19 protein-coding genes are annotated in these 18,561 nt (G+C 41.1%); 9 read left to right on the forward strand and 10 right to left on the reverse strand.

Annotation, left to right across the window (positions count from 1 at the left end):
- The first annotated feature begins 1 nt into the window (after nucleotide 1).
- Both ACFE93_RS24545 and ACFE93_RS24550 read left to right on the forward strand, forming a co-directional pair.
- Nucleotides 2-526, forward strand: a complete 525-nt coding sequence (locus ACFE93_RS24545; RefSeq protein WP_375477120.1) for a L,D-transpeptidase — start codon at nucleotides 2-4, stop codon at nucleotides 524-526.
- A gap of 126 nt (nucleotides 527-652) precedes the next feature.
- Complete coding sequence (locus tag ACFE93_RS24550; protein ID WP_375477122.1) at nucleotides 653-1,216, forward strand: Uma2 family endonuclease; 564 nt, start codon at nucleotides 653-655, stop codon at nucleotides 1,214-1,216.
- 55 nt (nucleotides 1,217-1,271) lie between these two features.
- On the opposite strand, the gene ACFE93_RS24555 is transcribed toward ACFE93_RS24550, so the two are convergent.
- From ACFE93_RS24555 to ACFE93_RS24565, 3 genes are read right to left on the reverse strand one after another with little or no spacing between them, the layout of a single operon-like run.
- On the reverse strand, nucleotides 1,272-1,673 hold the full coding sequence (locus ACFE93_RS24555; RefSeq protein ID WP_375477124.1) for a type II toxin-antitoxin system HigA family antitoxin: 402 nt from the start codon (nucleotides 1,671-1,673) through the stop codon (nucleotides 1,272-1,274).
- The gene (locus ACFE93_RS24560) at nucleotides 1,657-1,956 is read right to left on the reverse strand and encodes a type II toxin-antitoxin system HigB family toxin (RefSeq protein WP_375477126.1); all 300 of its coding nucleotides are present in this window, start codon (nucleotides 1,954-1,956) and stop codon (nucleotides 1,657-1,659) included. The genes ACFE93_RS24555 and ACFE93_RS24560 overlap by 17 nt, the downstream gene beginning before the upstream one ends.
- 5 nt (nucleotides 1,957-1,961) lie before the next feature.
- A complete protein-coding gene (locus ACFE93_RS24565; protein WP_375477128.1) occupies nucleotides 1,962-3,560 on the reverse strand; it encodes an Hsp70 family protein in 1,599 nt (532 codons plus the stop codon).
- A 738-nt stretch (nucleotides 3,561-4,298) separates the two neighbouring features.
- Between ACFE93_RS24565 and ACFE93_RS24570 the strand changes: the two genes are divergently transcribed.
- Both ACFE93_RS24570 and ACFE93_RS24575 read left to right on the forward strand, forming a co-directional pair.
- Nucleotides 4,299-4,616 carry a hypothetical protein gene (locus ACFE93_RS24570; protein ID WP_375477130.1) on the forward strand — a complete coding sequence of 106 codons (318 nt, stop codon included), beginning with the start codon at nucleotides 4,299-4,301 and terminating at the stop codon, nucleotides 4,614-4,616.
- Nucleotides 4,613-4,975, forward strand: a complete 363-nt coding sequence (locus tag ACFE93_RS24575) for an aspartyl protease (protein WP_375477132.1) — start codon at nucleotides 4,613-4,615, stop codon at nucleotides 4,973-4,975. Before ACFE93_RS24570 ends, ACFE93_RS24575 begins: the two co-directional genes overlap by 4 nt.
- 234 nt (nucleotides 4,976-5,209) lie before the next feature.
- Here the strand turns inward: ACFE93_RS24575 and ACFE93_RS24580 are convergent, their stop codons facing one another.
- The gene (locus ACFE93_RS24580; RefSeq protein WP_375477134.1) at nucleotides 5,210-5,872 is read right to left on the reverse strand and encodes a hypothetical protein; all 663 of its coding nucleotides are present in this window, start codon (nucleotides 5,870-5,872) and stop codon (nucleotides 5,210-5,212) included.
- A 222-nt stretch (nucleotides 5,873-6,094) separates the two neighbouring features.
- Here ACFE93_RS24580 and ACFE93_RS24585 point away from each other — a divergent pair, with 222 nt between their 5' ends.
- Nucleotides 6,095-7,606, forward strand: a complete 1,512-nt coding sequence (locus ACFE93_RS24585; RefSeq protein ID WP_375477136.1) for a DUF6602 domain-containing protein — start codon at nucleotides 6,095-6,097, stop codon at nucleotides 7,604-7,606.
- A gap of 240 nt (nucleotides 7,607-7,846) precedes the next feature.
- Here ACFE93_RS24585 and ACFE93_RS24590 read toward each other — a convergent pair whose 3' ends face one another.
- The 3 genes from ACFE93_RS24590 to fni form a co-directional block, all read right to left on the reverse strand.
- Nucleotides 7,847-8,086, reverse strand: a complete 240-nt coding sequence (locus ACFE93_RS24590; protein ID WP_104909601.1) for a hypothetical protein — start codon at nucleotides 8,084-8,086, stop codon at nucleotides 7,847-7,849.
- 405 nt (nucleotides 8,087-8,491) lie between these two features.
- Nucleotides 8,492-10,327 (reverse strand): signal peptide peptidase SppA, encoded by a 1,836-nt coding sequence (gene sppA / locus ACFE93_RS24595; RefSeq protein ID WP_375477138.1) that lies wholly within the window; start codon nucleotides 10,325-10,327, stop codon nucleotides 8,492-8,494.
- A gap of 62 nt (nucleotides 10,328-10,389) precedes the next feature.
- Nucleotides 10,390-11,439, reverse strand: coding sequence for a type 2 isopentenyl-diphosphate Delta-isomerase (gene fni, locus ACFE93_RS24600; RefSeq protein WP_375477140.1), 1,050 nt, complete (start codon nucleotides 11,437-11,439; stop codon nucleotides 10,390-10,392).
- 153 nt (nucleotides 11,440-11,592) lie between these two features.
- On the opposite strand from fni, the gene ACFE93_RS24605 reads away from it, so the two are divergent.
- On the forward strand, nucleotides 11,593-12,177 hold the full coding sequence (locus tag ACFE93_RS24605; protein WP_375477142.1) for a Uma2 family endonuclease: 585 nt from the start codon (nucleotides 11,593-11,595) through the stop codon (nucleotides 12,175-12,177).
- An 86-nt stretch (nucleotides 12,178-12,263) separates the two neighbouring features.
- Here ACFE93_RS24605 and ACFE93_RS24610 read toward each other — a convergent pair whose 3' ends face one another.
- Both ACFE93_RS24610 and ACFE93_RS24615 read right to left on the reverse strand, forming a co-directional pair.
- A complete protein-coding gene (locus ACFE93_RS24610) occupies nucleotides 12,264-12,656 on the reverse strand; it encodes a hypothetical protein (protein ID WP_375477144.1) in 393 nt (130 codons plus the stop codon).
- Between the two features lie 407 nt (nucleotides 12,657-13,063).
- Entirely contained in the window at nucleotides 13,064-13,288 is a 225-nt protein-coding gene (locus tag ACFE93_RS24615; RefSeq protein ID WP_375477146.1) for a hypothetical protein, read from the reverse strand.
- Nucleotides 13,289-13,451: 163 nt separating this feature from the next.
- On the opposite strand from ACFE93_RS24615, the gene ACFE93_RS24620 reads away from it, so the two are divergent.
- Nucleotides 13,452-14,066 carry a transposase gene (locus tag ACFE93_RS24620; RefSeq protein ID WP_375477148.1) on the forward strand — a complete coding sequence of 205 codons (615 nt, stop codon included), beginning with the start codon at nucleotides 13,452-13,454 and terminating at the stop codon, nucleotides 14,064-14,066.
- A 59-nt stretch (nucleotides 14,067-14,125) separates the two neighbouring features.
- Here the strand turns inward: ACFE93_RS24620 and ACFE93_RS24625 are convergent, their stop codons facing one another.
- Nucleotides 14,126-15,640, reverse strand: a complete 1,515-nt coding sequence (locus tag ACFE93_RS24625; protein ID WP_375477150.1) for a phenylacetate--CoA ligase family protein — start codon at nucleotides 15,638-15,640, stop codon at nucleotides 14,126-14,128.
- Between the two features lie 141 nt (nucleotides 15,641-15,781).
- Between ACFE93_RS24625 and ACFE93_RS24630 the strand changes: the two genes are divergently transcribed.
- Nucleotides 15,782-17,473 (forward strand): protein kinase, encoded by a 1,692-nt coding sequence (locus ACFE93_RS24630; protein WP_375477152.1) that lies wholly within the window; start codon nucleotides 15,782-15,784, stop codon nucleotides 17,471-17,473.
- Between the two features lie 57 nt (nucleotides 17,474-17,530).
- The coding region (locus ACFE93_RS24635) for a protein kinase (RefSeq protein ID WP_375477154.1) at nucleotides 17,531-18,561 on the forward strand (1,031 nt) is incomplete at its 3' end.

An 18,561-nucleotide genomic window follows, 5' to 3' on the forward strand; every position in this document is an offset into this window, starting at 1 on the left:
AATGCAAACTTGGATTCGCCGTGGTGGGATTCGTTCTTCAGGAACTTTTTGTACAGGTGTGGCGCTGATGGTGGTGACTTTATTCTCTTGGTCATCACCGCTAACAGGTACACCCAACTCGACTACAGCAACAGCCACCTCAGTCGGTCAAAACACCACTAATAATATTAGCCAACCTCGCTGGATTGAAATTGATTTGTCAGAACAACGTTTACGTGCATGGGAAGGTCATAAACTTGTTTATTCATACCTCATTTCTGGAGGTAAGCGATCGACTCCTACACCCATAGGTAGATTTCGGATTAATTCTAAGTATCGTACTCACCGAATGCGAGGCAGAGGCTACAATATTCCTGACGTTCCTTACACAATGTATTTCTACAGAGGGTATGCCATTCACGGGGCTTATTGGCATAACCGTTTTGGGACTCCAGTCAGTCACGGTTGCGTAAATTTACCTGTTAAGCAAGCTCGTAATCTTTACAACTGGGCTTCAACAGGAACTTTAGTAGTGGTGCGGAAATAATCGGTAATTCGTAATCAATATCTGCAATTTTTCCTTTGATGTATAGACGGGTGCGATCATAGAGTTAAGCACCTGTCTATACATATTGCTAGACTAATAAACACATTTTTGAGGGATTCAGGAGCTATGAGCGTCATAATTACTCAACCTCTGACATTGGAAGAGTTTCTGAAGCTCCCAGAAACAAAGCCTGCGAGTGAATATATTAACGGAGAGATTATTCAAAAGCCAATGCCAAAAGGGAGACACAGCCGCTTACAAGGTAAACTCTGTGCTGTTATTAATGAAGTCACAGAGAATCAGAAGATTGCCTATGGGTTTCCCGAATTACGGTGTAGCTTTGGGGAACGTTCAATTGTACCTGATGTAGCTGTATTTCAGTGGAGACGCATACCGTTCACCGTTGACGATCGAGTACCTGATAATTTTGAACTTCCACCAGACTGGACGATTGAGATTCTCTCGCCAGAACAAAAACCCAACAAAGTAATTGGGAACATTCTTCACTGTCTGAAGTATGGCAGTCGTCTGGGATGGTTTCTTGACCCTGACGATGTAAGTATTTTGGTATTTCTACCAGAGCAGCAGCCAGTGCTGCTCCAGGGAGAAGATTTTTTGCCTGTATTACCGGAAATTGAACTTGCACTAACCGTCAACCAAGTTTTTGGATGGTTAAGGATGGGTGGCTAAAAATAACTCGCCTGAAATGAGAAGGTGCGTAGGCGTAGCCCGTCGTAGACATCGCCTAATTCTCGAACAAACTACTATCAACATGAAAAAAGTTCCCTAAGACCTTAGCCATTTCTTGGGTAATTTCTTGTTTTCCACTCATAACTTGAGAAACAACCTCTTTTGAACCGAGAATTGCTACCAAGTCAGCTTCCTTAACACTCTGAGCATCAATTAAATGGAGAAACATTGAGTGTATTGTTGATTCTGCCATTGGATAATGCTCATCTTCATACTTTTCTATCAGAGCGATCAAGAGGTCTAATAATGCTGACTCTTCTAAAGTTCGGTTAACTCGATGAGATAGTTCCTCAGCTAGTGCAATAGCTTGCTCGTTTTCCTCATCTGTTTTAATCACCTTGGGTTGATATTTAGCGAGCAAACTAGCATAAGTTTCACGGTTAAAAGTAAGGGTCATTTTTCCACTTATCCTTCTCGTATTCTGCGTGCGTCAAAATGTATTTAAGATAAATTATTTGGTCAGTGTAAACCAAATCAACTATCAGACGATATTTGTTGCCTTTGATATTAAAAACAGTGAAGTTCTCAACAGCTTCTGCTTCAGGATAAACTGCTTGCACTTGGGTAAGATTATTCCATGCACTTTTATTGGCAGCTTTGTACCAGTTGTTAAGCGCATCACAGGAGTCAGCATACTTTTGACAAAATTCGCGCAGCTTTTTACGACTGATGATGTGCATTATATCTAGCTCAACTGTGCTACGAGTTGATTCTCCAAAAGCGTATCATTCGTTAACAAGTCTTCAACGGTGATTCGTAAAAAGCGTTGTTCATCAACTTGAAACAGGATTTTGATGCGATCGCTTCCAGGATATCCGGCTGGTGTCAGTTGGGCAATTGTCTTCGCGCCTTCTCGATCGTTGAGGGGTTTGACGCTGGTTTCACTATTGTCCATACGGCGAGTAATTAAGCGATCGCCATCAAAATAAACTTCAGTACTACCTGTATCTGCTCCCAATTCTCCCATAATTAGTTCAATACTAGGCTGATTTTCTACAGAAGCACCTAAGACTAATTCCACTGGCTGTATCATTGGATATGCTTGTCCAGCTTTAATTAAAGAATGCCATTTGTGACGCTGGTTGCGGCGATCCCAGTAGCGGATACCATAACTATGGTAGAGAAAGTCTTTGATTTGTATCCCTTGTGCTAACTGTAATGCACCTTGAGCGATCGCTTCAAAGGGACGTTCGCAACGGATTTTTTCTGGCTCAAAATACTGTTTGATCCATGTCTGCACTGCTGGCAATTGCACTGTACCACCAACTAACAAAACTGCATTAATATCTGGAAGTTCTATCCCTTGCCTTCTTGCTTGCTGCAACAGTGTTGTCATCGACTCATCTAATAACTCAAAAAAGGCGTGTTCTTTGAGGATATTGTCAAAAGTATCGCGGTTTAGTTCCAGTTCATAGCTTTCAAATGTCTCATCATCAAAATAAACTTCACTAGCTTGATTTTGAGTTGATAGCTGAATTTTTACCCGTTCAGCCAATCTTGTTGTCAAGGGACTTACCACCAACTCTTGAGTTTTGGCAAAGTAATCTACTAACCAATTATCAATATCTGTACCACCCAAATTTTGCCCAGCTTTCGCCAATACACGGGCTGTTTTGACTTTTTGTTTTGAATCTTCAGCTAAAGACTTATTACCCCACTTGAGGATAAATCCCAGCGGTTTGGAGGTTGCTTGGGCACCTCGATCCAAGCGGACAAGGGACAAATCCAAAGTACCGCCACCAAAGTCAATCACCAAGAGAATTTCTCGATCTGCCAAGCCATAACCCAAGGCGGCAGCTGTGGGTTCATCCAGCATCCGCACTTGTTCGACGGGAAGGGATTGACAAACTTTTCCTAACCAGTGACGATAAGCTTCAAAACTGTCTACAGGTACGGTTAACACAAGAGAATCCAACCCACCTTCCAGGGGTGCTAGTTCTTCAATTACTTGAGTGAGGAACCATTGCCCTACTTGTTCAAAGGTGACAATTTGCCCATCTAGTTCGGGTAAAAAACCTTGAATATCTGCACCAATACCGCGTTTGAAGCTGCGGAAAAATCGCGTTTCGCCTTTAAGGTCAAAACCGCGATCGCGTACTTGTTGCCCGACTAAGACTTGATTTTGACTTGCGTCTTCAACATAAACCAAGCTGGGAATCAGTGGCGGATTGAGACTTTGTTTAATTGATAAACCTGGCAGAGTCAGGGTTTCTGGCTGTTGGGTTACGGGGTTCCAACGAGCAATGACTGTGTTGCTAGTACCAAAATCGATTGCGATCGCCATATTTTATATTTATTCTCTCGCACGAAGACACTAAAGCTGCTTTATCTGTGATTATTCTCTATAAGGCATCAACAATGCAAATGCGTCCAGACGTTTGCTTCTTTGCATCCAAATCCAGATATCGATTCAGTCTGTTGCAGCGAAGTGTTAGCACAGTTAGACAATTGGTTTGTCAGAAAGCATGGAAATCATTGGCTGTAAATGTATAAAAGGAGCAATAAACTTAACAGCAGGCTTTATCATAGTTCCAAGTTAAATGTATTACATATAAAAAAAAACTAAGAAGTGCAATAAACTCAACAGCAGGCTTTATCATAGTTCCAGTCTTTTCCTTATTGGCATGAGGTGCTTAAAACTCACTTCACACGCAGATGCTGAAATGTCATAAATCGCCCCAATCAAAAGAGATCGCACCTCCGTTGGTGTAAGGTCTTCTCTAGATATGTAATGCTTGTTGGGTAGACGAGTTGGGGGTGGTGGCCTCATTTACTCTCGCTAATAGTGTCCGGTGTACACGGTATATTATGGACAGTCTACACCGCTACAAGCCCCATTACTCCGTTGACAGACACGCCACTCAAGAGTTATTGCAAATAGTTATCAATTAATAAATATCTCCATCTTGGCTGAATGCCAAATAGAGTTTAGTTTGCACTTTGTGCCAGATGGAGCTATATCTGCCCCTATTAGTGTGGATGTGCTGGAAAATATAGATATTGCAGTAAAGCCGAATCAACTATGACTGAAGCCAAGTCTACTCGTACAGTACGCCGAGGAAGAATATTCCCCGAAATCCAGTGGTCGTCAGAGAAGAAAGCTCAATGGAAAGCTGAAAAAGCAGAATTTAAGCAGCGTTGTGAACAAATCTTTCAAAAATTGCAGCCAGAATTAATTAAGACTCACTACAACTGGTATGTAGCAGTTGAACCAGAAAGCGGAGAATATTTTATTAACGAGGATGCATTAGCAGTTAGCCATATGGCACATGAAAAATACCCGAACTTCCGGCTGCACGTTTTCCGCATCAATGAAACTGGGGTGTGCGGCACGATATGATTTCTGGCAACTTTGGTGATGAGGATGAATTATTTTTTGAGATAGAGTTGATAGCTGCTAACTCCTTTGCACTACCAGTAGAAGCGCTTTTTGATACAGGTTTTTCTTGGTGGCTGGCAATTAATAACCAGGATTTAGAAGCACTTGATTGGATTTATCTAGAACAGCAAACAATGCTCACAGCCCAAGGAGAAGCAGAATTTGACATTTATTTAGGAAGAGTGCGAATTGATGGCAAGGAATTTGATATTCCCGTTCATGTGGGTGAAGGAGTGTCAGAAGTTTTACTTGGTCGCCAGTGGTTAAAAAATCGACGGTTGGTGGTGGATATGCCGTCTAGGGTATTAACACTGGGATAATAGCGTGACCCAGTACCACGAGTAAGTATGACCAAAGAGGGGAAGTAAATCAGAAACGGGCGATTGATTTATTGAATATGCCTTACAGATTATTTCAACTATGCTTAAAAACTCAAGAGAGCTAAGTACATAACATAGATTAAATTCAATCTCTTGGTGAGGTATGTTGGACTGCTTGGAATGCTTTAAAAGTTACTTGTTAGCACAGTGCAAACGTCCCCTATTAAATAATTCTTAAGGAAGAAGTATTTTTTCTTTAATCCATTGAACTAAAACCTGTACAACTAAGGTTATCAAACCCCCAATCATTAGAAGTCTAATTTGATTTTTATGCTCTAACAGAAAATTTGTTTTGAGAGTTTGATTTGTGGTACAAATTACAGGAAGTTTATCTGCATTAGACTTAAATATTAAATTTGAATTTATTGTAATTAATAATACTAATAGTACAATTGATATAGTTATGCTAGTAAAGTCATCAATTATTATTAGTTTTTGTAAGCCTAAAAAAGCACTTACTATTGTAATCATCAAATTCAGGTTTGCCCTGAGACTATAATTATTAGAAACTGATGGGACAATTCTAGGTTCCAGTATCTTTTTTAACTTAGTAAGTATTCCCGTAGAAATTGCATTATCCTCAGATATAAAAATGCTTGTGGATAAAGATGATATATCTAAACTAACTCGCGGTTCTTGTGATTGAAACCTAATTTTGTAAAATTCTAAATTTTCTAATTGTTTCAACTCTTCTAAAGAGTCTAACTCATATTCTTCAGTAAGGATTGTGTAAGATTTACAATTAATTTTAAATATTTCTTCTATAAGTTCAATATCTTTTAAATAGAGTGATACTGGAGATAAAGATTCAGAAATGTGTTTGGGTAATTTTTTCATAATTTTATTGCTTCTACAAAAGTGTTATTTTGTAGTATAAAAGTACTATAAAATAATATATAACCGTATAAATACTTAAATGTAATTACTAACCATAATAAATTTATTATTCCTATCTTTTCCTTGTAGCGTAGCTAGGCTGCAAGGTTATTAGTAAGAGAAGTGGTAGTTTAATACTGAGTAATAAAAATACATCAATTTTTATTAGTGCAAGATGTGAGTATGACAAATGATTCTCAACTGAAGCTCGATGTGGCAGCAGCTAGATCCGCTATAGAGACAATCCGAACACTAGACCTCAATGGGACTTCAATTGACGAGATTAAAGAGCTTCTAACGCCAATCTTCCGTGGCTATGTAGTAAAAGCTCCATGCTTTAACCTTGGATTACCTCTTTACAGTGGCCGCTTAGGAGATAAGTCAGCAAACATTTCGGAACTCAGCTATCCGCCAGCGCGCTTGACTCCGATCGGTCTTGCAAACCGGCCAAAAGAACCTGTTCTGTATTGTTGCACAGCACGAGAAGCCGTATTTTTTGAATTACAGCCAAAAGTCGGCGATACTGTTGCTCTTGCCCATTGGGTAACGACCGCCCCGTTGATGGTCAACTACGTAGGATACACACGCCGCGTGTTTGATACGCTTGGAAGTACCCGTCCAGTCGCTAGTTGGGGATCGGAACCTTCTGCTCCAACGGGAGATCAACAGGAGATCATGGATTTCCTATCCGATGTGTTCACGCAGATTGTCCCACCGGGCGAAGAGCAACTTTACAACAAATTGACTGTTGCAGTCGCAGAAAATTTGTTTGCTGGAGATCCCTTTGATGGGCTGCTGTATCCTTCAATAAGGATGCGTGCCAATGCAGACAACATCGCACTGAAACGTCGTTTTGTGGATGACCATCTGCGTTTTTTGAAAGCTGAGTTCATCCGAATTAACGCAATACGTGAGTTTGCTTACGATATTACGGTATTAGATACCGCTCCTGAAATCGCTGCTAACGGAACAATCGAATGGTATATAGTCTCTTCTGACACAAAAAAGCTGTTATCGAGGCGATATGGAACCGTCGGATGGCAAGAATTCTTGCAGCAAAAGGAAGACATTCTGAGTAATTACGACTCAGCGAAGAAAACCAGTGCCAACCGCCCCGTACACACTGAACATGGCCCTGTCGCCGAAGCGAGTTTCCGCAAGTGGTTGAGTAAGTATTTGCCCAAAAAATACAGCGTCACGTCAGGGTATATCATTCCAGATGTGAGGAGGATGAATTACGTTATACGTCACTATGATGTAATTATCTACGATGTGATGAACGCGCCTGTTTTGTGGGGGTCTAACAATCCTGATGAATCAGAACAAGGCCGTGCAAGGGCGATTCCTGCTAAGTACGTACACGCTGTGTTCGAGGTTAAGGCCGCTCTGACCAAAGCCAGCATCAATGAAGCCGTGGAAAAGCTGAAAGAACTCAATGAGTATGAAGCTCACCTGCCCCTGCATTTTGTTTCCGCTGCCGTGTTCTTTGAGTTAAGACAGAAAGAACAGTCTTCGTGCAAGCTTGCAGAGGGCTTATACAACGAAAACATCCCTGGGTATTTTGGGGGTCTTATTCTTCGGGCCGAAGGCTTTGATCCTAACTTAACGGGCTATTACCAGTTCTATACTGATGGTTCAGAAACAATAGACACCATAGACACCATGCCGCTAATCAGGGACAGATTATATTGTTAAACTTCGTGAGCGATCGCTGGAGGAGTTTTGTCGCTGGGTGTACCGCTTCATGAACAATGCTCAGTTTATCTCTCCTCAACATCTAGCTGAACAACACCAGAAATTTGCTCGTGCATTAATAGATCGGTATTCTTCCAAAGCCATATAAATCAGGATGATTGATCCTCAAAGTGTAGGCACTGGCTAATTAGTACAGAAACCTAATCTAACCCGAAGTTTCGGGTTAGTGGTAGTTCATGCTCAATCTTCATTCCGTAACTGCCAGACTGCACCAAAAGCAGCCCCAGCCCCAGCTAACAATCCAGTACTCATTCCTTGGATAGTTTTTTGGAATGGATCTTGGGTTAGGCACTCACTTGTAACCTTACTGTCTTCCAAGCAGAGACTACTTTCTGCCCAACCAGCAGTACCTCCTAAAATTACACCGGTGATACTACAAGAAACAATTAGCAGCAAAAGGCGTTGTGTTTTTCTAGCCATAGATGGATGTTTTACTCAATTTCGTATTTTAGACTTTAAATTGGACTGGTATGTAAATACACTTGGATTTAGATAAAAAATTTTAGATTTTTCCATACTTGAGCCACCGTTTAACCGGGCTGCTTCAGCAAAATTCTAAATCTAAAATTCTGTCAAAGGTTGGAAATTGTAGTTGACTTTAAACTACTTTACACATCCAGACAGCAAATGTCAGCTGGTTTGTGGTTGGCGAGGTAAACTCATGCGCTTCGTCCTAGTAATCTATATTTAAATTGATAGGTACACAATTTCGTAGCAAAGACTTTAGCTCTGAGAAAACAAGGACTAAAATCCTTACTACAAATCCTCAAAACTAGTTTGACGTAGTATTCGGTGAGTTGTTGCCCACTGATACTCAAAAAACATCTACTCAATCTTCAAGTTGAAAGGCAAGCGGGCGTAGACCCCTTGTGGATCGTTCATCTTTTGCAAAATCTCTACTTCTTGTTGCAATTTTTGGAATTCAGTGGTAAGGGGATTGGCTGATTTGAGTTGCGTCCCTTCAATCCCTAAAGCAGTCCGCACCTCTTCTGTTGCACGCCCAAAAAAGCGTTCTCTGAAACTGCTAGTGCGAGGATATTCTTGCACTTCCCAGTCTTCTCCTAGTTTCGCCTGCTTGGCAGTGTATGCGATCGCAGTATTCAAACCACCAATTTCATCCACCAAACCAATTTCTTTAGCCGCTTCACCCGACCAAACCCTTCCTTGGGCAATTTCTGATACTTTTTGTTCTGGGAGTTTGCGACCTTGAGAAACTTTATTCAGAAACATATTATAAATACGGTTAACACTGCGCTGATAAATTTCCAACTCTTGAGGCGATTTTGGACGCGAAACTGTCTGACTATCAGCATAGCGTGCGGTTTTCACTGAATCCCAAGTAATACCATTATTACTGGCCAGCTTTTCCCCATTGAATAAGATCCCAAACACTCCTATGGAACCTGTAATGGTATTTGGTTCTGCAAAAATGCGATTAGAGTCGCTAGCAATCCAATAACCACCAGAGGCGGCGACATCACCCATTGACACTACAACTGGTTTTACCTCACGAGTTAATTTCACTTCTCGCTGCATGACTTCGGCAGCAGTAGCGCTACCACCAGGACTATTAATTCGTAATACAACAGCCTTGACATCTTTATCATGTCGCAGCTTGTTGAAGATTTTCGCAAAGCGATCGCCTCCTACTTGCCCATCTTCTCCTTTACCATCGACAATCTCGCCTTCAGCATAAACGACAGCTATTTGATTTTTGGAGTTACGTTCTACACCGAAAGATTTACCAGAAACTTGGGCGTAGTTATTCAAGCTAATTTGTCGGAATGTTTTGTCTTCTTTATCGCTATTTGTCAACTTTTTCAAGTCAGCGACAACTTCATCGGGGTATTGTACTCGATCGACTAAACCGCTAGTTTTGGCTTGTGTGGCTTCTAGTAAGGACTGATTATCTGCGATCGCTTGCAATTTATCGGGTTCAATTTTCCGAGTAGCACCTACAGCAGTACGCCACTCTCCCCAAACATCATCTAACAATTTCTGAGTTTGTTCGCGGTTTTCTGGACTCAATTTTGTGAGGATAAATGGTTCAACTGCCCCCTTAAATTTCCCGACTCGCACGACTTGAACACCAATACCATATTTCTGCAATCCTCCTGCTAAAAACATTGGTTGTGAACTCAAACCGTTGATTTCCATCATTCCCAGAGGATTAAGTACAATGGAATCTGCCACTGAACTAAGGTAGTATTCCTTTTTACTCCAATCACTCCCATAAGCCACAATTTTTTTTCCCGCAGCGCGAAACTCTTCCAGTGCTTTCCGAATTTCTTTTAAAGAAGCATAGCCGACGTTACCAGCTTGGCTTGTACTTGTTGCATCCAAGTAGATCCCAACAATTCGCGGATCTCGCCGCGCCTTTTCCAAAGTTTCCACAACTTTGCGGAGTGCCATCTGATCTTCATCCACACCTGATATTGTGTTTTGAAACAGTTCGCCTGAACTAGGTTCGCTATCAGTAATTTTCATTGACAAGTCAAAAACCAACACTGACTTATCTTTCACAAAAGGCCCAGTATCTTTAGAGGAGCTAGCAGCCAATATTAGCAAGAACAGTCCAGTGGTTCCTAGACCAGCGAAAATAATTAGTCCTAATAAAGTGCCAACTAAACTAGCAAAAGTTTGTTTGATAAAATTACGCATTAGTTATTGGGAATAGGGAATTGGGAATTGGGCATTGATAAAGGACAAATGACCTACTTAATTTATTCTATGCGCTGTAAACTGCCAGAGTGCTTTAACTGATACAAGGTAGCATTGCCAGTACAAAATAAGACTGTGGTGATTTCAGCGATTAATACTTCAGCCAGTTCGACTACTGCTGTCTCTGATGTTGCTGCTGCTTGCAAGAAAGGCATTGCTAAACCAGCTATATCTGCTCCCAAGGCGATCGCAGTGGCGGCATCCAATCCATGACGCAAACCTCCTGAAGCAATTAGGGGCACATCTTTGGCGATCGCTCTAATAGTTGTAATGCACTCTGCTGTCGGTAAACCCCAATCGGTAAACGTCCTCCCTAAGCGACGTTGCAAGGGATTTTCTGCCCGTTCGCTTTCTACTTTTGCCCAAGAAGTACCGCCCGCACCCGCAACATCAATTGCTGCTACCCCAGCCGCGATCAGTTTCTCAGCGATCGCTGCTGAAATGCCGTTACCAACTTCCTTCGCAATCACTGGTACTGGCAATTTGGAGCATAATATAGAAATCTTGTCAAGCAAACCCCGAAAATTAGTATCACCTTTGGGTTGAATGCACTCTTGTAAAGGGTTAATGTGTAAAATCAAAGCATCAGCTTCTAAAATATCAACTACGCGCAAACATTCATCTAAGCCGTACTTGTAGTTAAGTTGCACAGCCCCCAAGTTTGCAAGCAGTAGAACGTCAGGGGCATACTTGCGGACAGCAAAAGTATCAGCCACCTGGGGTTTTTCTACCGCTACCCGTTGGGAACCGACACCCATTGCAATTTTGTAGTGTTGTGCGACTTGGGCCAAACGTTGGTTAATAATCGCGGCTTGTTCTGTTCCGCCAGTCATAGAAGAAATTAACAAGGGTGCGTCAAGGTTTTTTCCCAGAAAAGTTGTACTGATATCAATATCGTTGTGGTTGAGTTCGGGTAAGCAACAATGGGTGAAACGATAACGTTCCAGTCCATTGGTGATTTGATCGCACTGAACGTCTTCTTCTAAGCAGATGCGAATGTGATCGGCTTTGCGATTTTGAGTTTGTGCAGAGATATTGGTAGGGGCGTTCACTGATGGGTATGGCTAAAAGTATTGGCTTGCGATCGCTATTGTTACATTGTCTGCAATCGTATTTGTATAACAAAAATATTTATTTTCGCTATCTTTCGGGTACGTTACGCTATTGATAACAGAACCATTCCCCCATTTGGTGAGTTAATTAATATGGTTTTACAAACACAAAAGCACTATACCCCTGAAGAATATTTGGAATTAGAAGAGAAGGCTGAATATAAAAATGAATACAGAGACGGAGAAATTATACCGATGACAGGGGGAACAACTAACCACAACAAAATTGCACTTAATTTTTGTCGCAAGTTTCCCCTGACTGTGCAAGGACAAGATTATGAGATTTACATAGGGGATGTGAAATTATCAATACCTCATTATCGCCTTTATACTTATCCTGATATTATAGTCATTAAAGGTAAGCCTATTTATGAGGGAACAGGTACAACAACTATTACTAATCCCTTGTTAATTGTTGAAGTATTATCAAATTCAACTAAAAATTATCACAAAACAGATAAGTTTAAATATTATCGTTTCATTCCTGGTTTTCAAGAATATATTATGATTGACCAGTATAATTTTGCTGTGGAACAATTTGCCAAGCAAGCAGAAGGGCAATGGATTTTTAAGGAATATGAAGGTGAAGAAGCAGTTTTAGTCTTAGATTCTATCGATTTTCAAATTACCTTGCGTGATATTTACGAACGGGTGAATTTTGAGTTGATTGAGGAATAAAACTGCGATCGTGCATACCTGCGGCGGGCTACGCCTACGCCAAACATAGGCATCATTCACCCTGAATGATGCCTACTTGTTGCTCATTACGCCGTCTGGATAGAAGCTGCTTTCGAGTCTGCGCTGGATTTTAACCGGGTGATAGTGGCTTTACGAATGCGATCGCTTTTGCGTACTCCGCCTGTCATTTCGTATTCCCGGCTGTCTTTGCCATACTTCAACACTACACCACTGACTAAGCGTTCTGAAGTTTCACGAATGGTCTTTTCAAGGGTTTCTATTTCTGCCTTTGCTGTGTCAAGGGCAGTTAACATCATATTATATTGGTCAATCTGGTTGCGAAGCTGCCCGGTTAACTCGGTTAAATGATTTACACTGATAGAATCACCAAAGTCGAGGCTAGAATCAATTGATTTAAATCCAATTACTCTCTGTTCGGTTTTTTCTAGCACGTTAGAACTTCTTTTTTTGCGTGGCATCAATGCACACCTTTTACTAAACTTATCTTTCTAGAGTGTCTCAATGGAACAATGTAGTGGTTCAGTAAAACTTACAAAAAAAGGTATTTTTTATAATAAGATTGAATTGCTCGGTCAGTAATTACACGACGCTCGACAACAAATGGTTGAGAATGAACTTGTGTTGGGAACCAATAGACTTGTGTCGGGAATGAATGGACTTGTGTTGGGCACGAATGGACTTGTGTCGGGAATGAATGGACTTGTGTTGGGCACGAATGGACTTGTGTTGGGAACGAATGGACTTGTGTTCTGAATGAATGAACTTGTGTTCTGAACTAACATATAAAACTCATATTTTAATTTTGAAATACATTTATTAGAGAGACGCGATAAATCGCCGTCTCTACAAAGGACTGATTATGAAATTATTGATCCTTAAAAGGGCGATGTCTGGGTAACAGGCTCTTTTTCTGTTTTTCTTGGAAACTGCTGGCTTGTTTCAGGACTGGAATACACTGATTAATCATCCAGATTAAAACCTCGATTGGTAAGTCTCCTTGCTGAATGCGGTTTTCGGCATTTATGCCAATTAATATTGTTTGCAGAATTAGCAAGAAAGCGATCGCTGCTTTAGTAAAGTTAATCGGCAAACCACAACTGGATGATTATACCTGAAGGCTAGCGGCACATAGCTTAGAGAAAATTGGCTCTGGCAACCTTTACATACCAGGAATAATTGCGAGTTTTTTGGGTTGGCAATTACATAAATGCAAGGCAATACTTGCATAAGTTTTTGTATCAATCAAAGTAATTATGAATAATTACGATCCTCAACCAGAAGATAACAAACCTAAATATAAAGGTAAATATCGAATTGATTCAACACGTTTGCCAGCATGGAATTATGCTAGTGATGGTGGATATTTCGTTACTATTTGCACGGATGGTAAGAAATGCTTTTTTGGTGAGGTTGTGCAGGGTGAAATGCAGCGATCGCCAATTGGAGAAATTGCTCAGAAATTGTGGTACGAGATTCCTCATAATTTTTCTAATTGCCAGATAGATTCGTTTTGCGTCATGCCTAATCATATTCATGGGATTTTGATTATTAATCAAACACAAGAAGGAGACGCGAATCAAATACAGGAAGAAGACGCGATGAATCGCGTCTCTACAAGGGGGGATGGTCAACGGGGTGGGGTTACTGGGTTATTTAATCCGATGTTGTCTAAAAATTCCCTTTCTAAAATTATTAGGTGGTACAAAGGACGATGTACATTTGAAATTAATCAAATATATGAAGGTTTTAGATGGCAAGAAAGGTTCCATGACAACATAATTCGTAATGAATTCGCCCTCGATCAAATTAGACAATATATTATCAATAACCCAATCAATTGGGAACGCGATGCCTACGGCGGGGCATAGCCCATCGCAAACAACCACCCCATTCCCCCTTGTAGAGACGCGATTCATCGCGTCTTGTACTATTGACGGGTATAACGATGTTTCACCCCAATAGGGAAATATTCAAAATCACCCATTGGCGCTAATGTAACGTGTGGTGTTTGATATTCTACCGGAACATAATTAGCAAACTCGCTATTGAGACGTAACAATTGTGAAAGAATAGAAGATGCGATCGCAAGTCTTTGAGCTTCACTACCCTCTACCCCAACTGCTAATTCCACAACTACAGATAAAAATCGGTTTTTGTCAGCATCCTCTTTCACCTGCAACACGAATTTACCTGTAACCCATTCTTGAATTACTGGTTGTTCTAATCCCACCGTTACATTTTCGGGATAAATATTTGCACCAAAGTAAGAAACTGTAAAGTTAGAACGCCCAAAGACATAAACGAAAGGTAGCTGATGAATACCTCTTGGTGATTCTTGAGTATCAGAACGGAGATTTTCAAGCGGGTTAAATCCCCATTCTGCTAAAAATTGCAGCATGGCATCATAACTAATTATCCCGCCAGTATCCAAGATGTCATAACGCACTAAGGGAATACCGTTATCTCCCGAAAACAGCAATCCGCCATCTTGAACTTCAAAAAAGCGAGTAAAAGGATCGTATTGTACTAGCGTGGGTAAACGCGATTCCCCAAATAAAGCTCTCGCTGCATCGGGATTTTCTGCCAAAAAACGGCGAATACAAATACTTAACGGTGTTTCATTACCTAAAACTCCCGCATCCGCAGTGCCGTAGAGTGATGCAAAATCATAGCAAGGATTTCGCGAACCAACTCTTTCGCCAACTAAACTTCGCCATTCTTCACTAAATACTTCTCCTGCCATCACTAATTTAATCTGATATTGCTGCCACTCCACACCACGAGCGATACCAGTATCAATCACATCTTTTAAAAATGGTGGATATCCTAATAGCACCACTTGCTCAAAACTTGAGCCTAGTTCCTGCACAACTCGCAAGATTTCTTCTTTGTTGTTACCAGGAGTAATTACAGTGATGAGATAACCTTTGCTAGCAAGATAACGACAGCAATTAGTGGTAAACATCCCACCTACCCAAGTGCCTAAAGTGAAACAAATTACTGCTAAGGTACGTCTGGTGTCTGTATAGAAACTATCGTGAAAAATCTGTTCAAAGCGTGTGGCGATTTGGAGTTCATCTGTGAAAAAACGAGGCCAAAATGTCGGTTTCCCACTAGAACCTGAAGAAGCAGCTATCATGTCGCACTCTTGGAGTTGTCCGTTACGGCACAAGTCAGCTAGAGGATAACGCAGTATATAATTTTCTTTAGCGATCGCTGGTAATTTTTGAAATTCCTCTAAGGTTTGAATAGTCGCGGGATTAATTTCCCTTTCTGCTAAAAACGCCTTGTAGGCTGGTACATTCGTCGCCACATCGTGAAATAAACTCAAAGCTGCCGAAGCTTGAGTGTTGAAATGCCGTTGCAGTATCGTTTCTAAGGGGGTAGACAAAAAGTCTTCAAATGCTTTAATTACTTGCTGCTGTCTTGATTTGCAGTTCATGACGCTTGTTGTATATCCTGAAGTAGAATCAACACCGTTAAAATAATTCGTAATTCGTAATTCGTAATTCGTAGGATATCCGAAAATGAGGGTATGCGCGTTGTAGTCATTCAATAAAACTTTAATTTATCCTTCAGCACCATGCAGCTCTATTGCAGTAAACAACACACAAATAATGGTAGTAACCGCTTTTGTACCCATTGTGGTGAACCATTACCTCTTGCTGTGGGACAGTTTGTGGATAATCGCTATCAAATTATCCGTCATCTAGGACAGGGCGGCTTTGGACGCACCTATTTGGCGGAAGATATCAATAAATCCCATCAAACTTGTGTGCTGAAGGAATTTGCACCCCAAGTACAAGAACATCAAGATTTACAAAAAGCTAAAGAGTTATTTGAGCGAGAAGCAAATGTCCTGAAAAAACTCCAGCATCCACAAATTCCGCGTTTTCACGCCTCGCTACAAGTGAAGATAGGCACTAAAGATTTTTTCTTTTTAGTGCAAGATTATGTGGATGGTGACAATTACTACCAGTTATTAGAACAGCGTGAAAGTCTAGGAAAAACCTTTAGTGAAGAGGAAGTAATCACTCTCCTGCAACAGATTTTACCTGTTTTATCATATATCCACTCACAAGATGTAATTCACCGTGATATCTCTCCCGATAATCTAATCTGGCGGCGTTCTGATAATCTGCCAGTGCTAATTGATTTTGGTGGTGTCAAGCAATTGCCAGCTTCTCAAGGTTTTTGGCGTACCAAGTTGGCTGAAAATAACACTTTGCTGGGTAAAAAGGGCTACGCTCCAGAAGAACAGCTACGACAGGGCAAAGCATTTTTTAGTAGTGATTTATATTCTTTAGCGGTAACATCACTGGTGTTACTCACAGGTCAAGAACCGCAGAAACTATACGACAGCTATCAGGGAATTTGGAGGTGGGGAAAAGAAATCCAAGTTAGTCCCAAACTGGAAGCGGTGTTAAAAAAGATGCTGGCTTATAGACCGAGCGATCGCTATCAACGAGCCGAGCAAATCCTCAGAGATTTACCATCACCAACTACAACTAAATCCCCAGGTAATTATATTACTAGCAAGATTAAGACGATGGTAGTTGCTCCAGGAAGACAACGCGCCAGTGCTGTTGTAAGTCGATTCCAGAGGCAAACGCAAGCGATCGCTAAACCGAGAACTTTCCCTGTTTGGATTCGCCCTTTTGTGACGAGTTTAGGGGTAACGGCTTTAGTTGGATTAACTTTAGCGGCGGGAAATGCAGCCATTCGGGCCGTAACTTCAATCACCATCCCATCAATTTCATTACCTTCATTACCGCAAATCCCACACTTTCCAACTGGTAAACCAGCCGGCGACAAAGGAAAAAATAGCGACTTCCAGAAAATTATCAGTCGTCGTCAAGAGCTAGAAATTACTGAAGGATTTTTTATTCTCACAGTAGATGATTTATTTTATACAAAAAAACCAGAATTAAAAGGACGTAGCCTGACATCTAAATCTGAAGACGCTGGTTTACGAGATGAATGGTCTGGTATCGCTGACGAATTATTGAATAAATTAGAACAGGCTAACCTGAGTACAGCAGCTCGTCAGAAATTAGGGAACTATAGTCAAAAAGATTACGATACATGGAGACGACAAGCGCGATCGGGGCAGTTTGGGAACTATACAATCGATCAATTGACTAAAGACACAAATGAAAAATTCGATCGGTTGTTTCCCGATCAGCAGCGTAAGAAACTCAATCAACAGACTTTTGGTCAAATTTGGTATGCGATCGCAGCCGATCGAGTCAGTAAAGTACAATCTGGCAAATAAGGGGACTGGGGAAGAGTAACTAATGACAAATGACAAATGACAAATGACAAATGACAAATGACTAAAATATATTGTTCTAAAGGACATGAAAATTCCCCAGATAGTCGCTTTTGTCTTCAGTGTGGTGAAAATTTGTTGGATGCGCCCATGAGTTATAGTATACAACCGGGACAGACTTTAGGCGATCGTTATGCGATCGTGCGTCAAATTGGCCAAGGTGGCTTCGGACGCACTTATTTAGCTGAAGATATCAACCGTTTCCGAGAACTTTGTGTTTTAAAAGAATTTTCACCCCAAGTTCAAACCGCTTACGTTGTCCAAAAAGCTGAAGAACTCTTTGAAAGAGAAGCGAGTGTTCTTTATAAACTGCAACATCCTCAAATTCCCCGCTTTCGGGAACTACTACGGCTAAATTTAGGGGGCAAAGAATATCTGTTTTTGGTGCAAGATTATGTAGAAGGGGAAACTTACAATTCTTTGTTAAATGCCCGGATACAACAGGGTCTGCGCTTTACAGAGACGGAAATACGCTTTCTTATCCTTTCAATTTTGCCAGTGTTGGAATACATTCACTCTCTAGGAGTAATTCATCGAGATATTTCCCCAGATAATTTAATGCTTCGCACTGTTGACAAACTGCCAGTTTTAATTGATTTTGGCGGTGTCAAACAAGTAGTAGCAACCGTAGCTTCCGAATATTACCAACCCGGTATGGTTGCACCTGTGCCAGCACCAACCTTATTAGGAAAAATCGGATTTGCGCCCCCAGAACAAATGCAAACAGGGTTAGTATCTCCCCACAGCGACTTGTATGCAATGGCCGCAACAATGTTGGTTTTGCTGACAGGAAAACAACCTCAAGAATTAATTGATACCTACACTCTCAGTTGGCAATGGCGACGGGAAGTTAATCTGAGTCAAAATTTGGCACAGGTATTAGATAAAATGCTATCTCCTAGACCAAGCGATCGCTATCAATCAGCCCGTCAAGTACTCCAAGCCCTCAACCCGCCCTCGGCTAACTATCCCCCAACTCAATATCCCACTCCACCACAACCCACATCCGCCACCGTTGCCGTCTCCCCACC

It is taken from the genome of uncultured Nostoc sp. (genome assembly GCF_964247315.1).
GTDB lineage: Bacteria > Cyanobacteriota > Cyanobacteriia > Cyanobacteriales > Nostocaceae > Nostoc.

What these genes read in the sequence shown, in the direction of transcription:
- ACFE93_RS24585 (WP_375477136.1), top strand. Translation starts at nt 6,095, where the DNA reads ATGACAAATGATTCTCAACTGAAGCTCGATGTGGCAGCAGCTAGATCC.
- ACFE93_RS24610 (WP_375477144.1), bottom strand. Translation starts at nt 12,656, where the DNA reads ATGCCACGCAAAAAAAGAAGTTCTAACGTGCTAGAAAAAACCGAACAG.
- ACFE93_RS24590 (WP_104909601.1), bottom strand. Translation starts at nt 8,086, where the DNA reads ATGGCTAGAAAAACACAACGCCTTTTGCTGCTAATTGTTTCTTGTAGT.
- ACFE93_RS24555 (WP_375477124.1), bottom strand. Translation starts at nt 1,673, where the DNA reads ATGACCCTTACTTTTAACCGTGAAACTTATGCTAGTTTGCTCGCTAAA.
- ACFE93_RS24620 (WP_375477148.1), top strand. Translation starts at nt 13,452, where the DNA reads ATGAATAATTACGATCCTCAACCAGAAGATAACAAACCTAAATATAAA.
- ACFE93_RS24625 (WP_375477150.1), bottom strand. Translation starts at nt 15,640, where the DNA reads ATGAACTGCAAATCAAGACAGCAGCAAGTAATTAAAGCATTTGAAGAC.
- ACFE93_RS24570 (WP_375477130.1), top strand. Translation starts at nt 4,299, where the DNA reads ATGACTGAAGCCAAGTCTACTCGTACAGTACGCCGAGGAAGAATATTC.
- ACFE93_RS24565 (WP_375477128.1), bottom strand. Translation starts at nt 3,560, where the DNA reads ATGGCGATCGCAATCGATTTTGGTACTAGCAACACAGTCATTGCTCGT.
- ACFE93_RS24550 (WP_375477122.1), top strand. Translation starts at nt 653, where the DNA reads ATGAGCGTCATAATTACTCAACCTCTGACATTGGAAGAGTTTCTGAAG.
- ACFE93_RS24560 (WP_375477126.1), bottom strand. Translation starts at nt 1,956, where the DNA reads ATGCACATCATCAGTCGTAAAAAGCTGCGCGAATTTTGTCAAAAGTAT.
- ACFE93_RS24575 (WP_375477132.1), top strand. Translation starts at nt 4,613, where the DNA reads ATGATTTCTGGCAACTTTGGTGATGAGGATGAATTATTTTTTGAGATA.
- ACFE93_RS24630 (WP_375477152.1), top strand. Translation starts at nt 15,782, where the DNA reads ATGCAGCTCTATTGCAGTAAACAACACACAAATAATGGTAGTAACCGC.
- ACFE93_RS24605 (WP_375477142.1), top strand. Translation starts at nt 11,593, where the DNA reads ATGGTTTTACAAACACAAAAGCACTATACCCCTGAAGAATATTTGGAA.
- sppA (WP_375477138.1), bottom strand. Translation starts at nt 10,327, where the DNA reads ATGCGTAATTTTATCAAACAAACTTTTGCTAGTTTAGTTGGCACTTTA.
- ACFE93_RS24580 (WP_375477134.1), bottom strand. Translation starts at nt 5,872, where the DNA reads ATGAAAAAATTACCCAAACACATTTCTGAATCTTTATCTCCAGTATCA.
- ACFE93_RS24545 (WP_375477120.1), top strand. Translation starts at nt 2, where the DNA reads ATGCAAACTTGGATTCGCCGTGGTGGGATTCGTTCTTCAGGAACTTTT.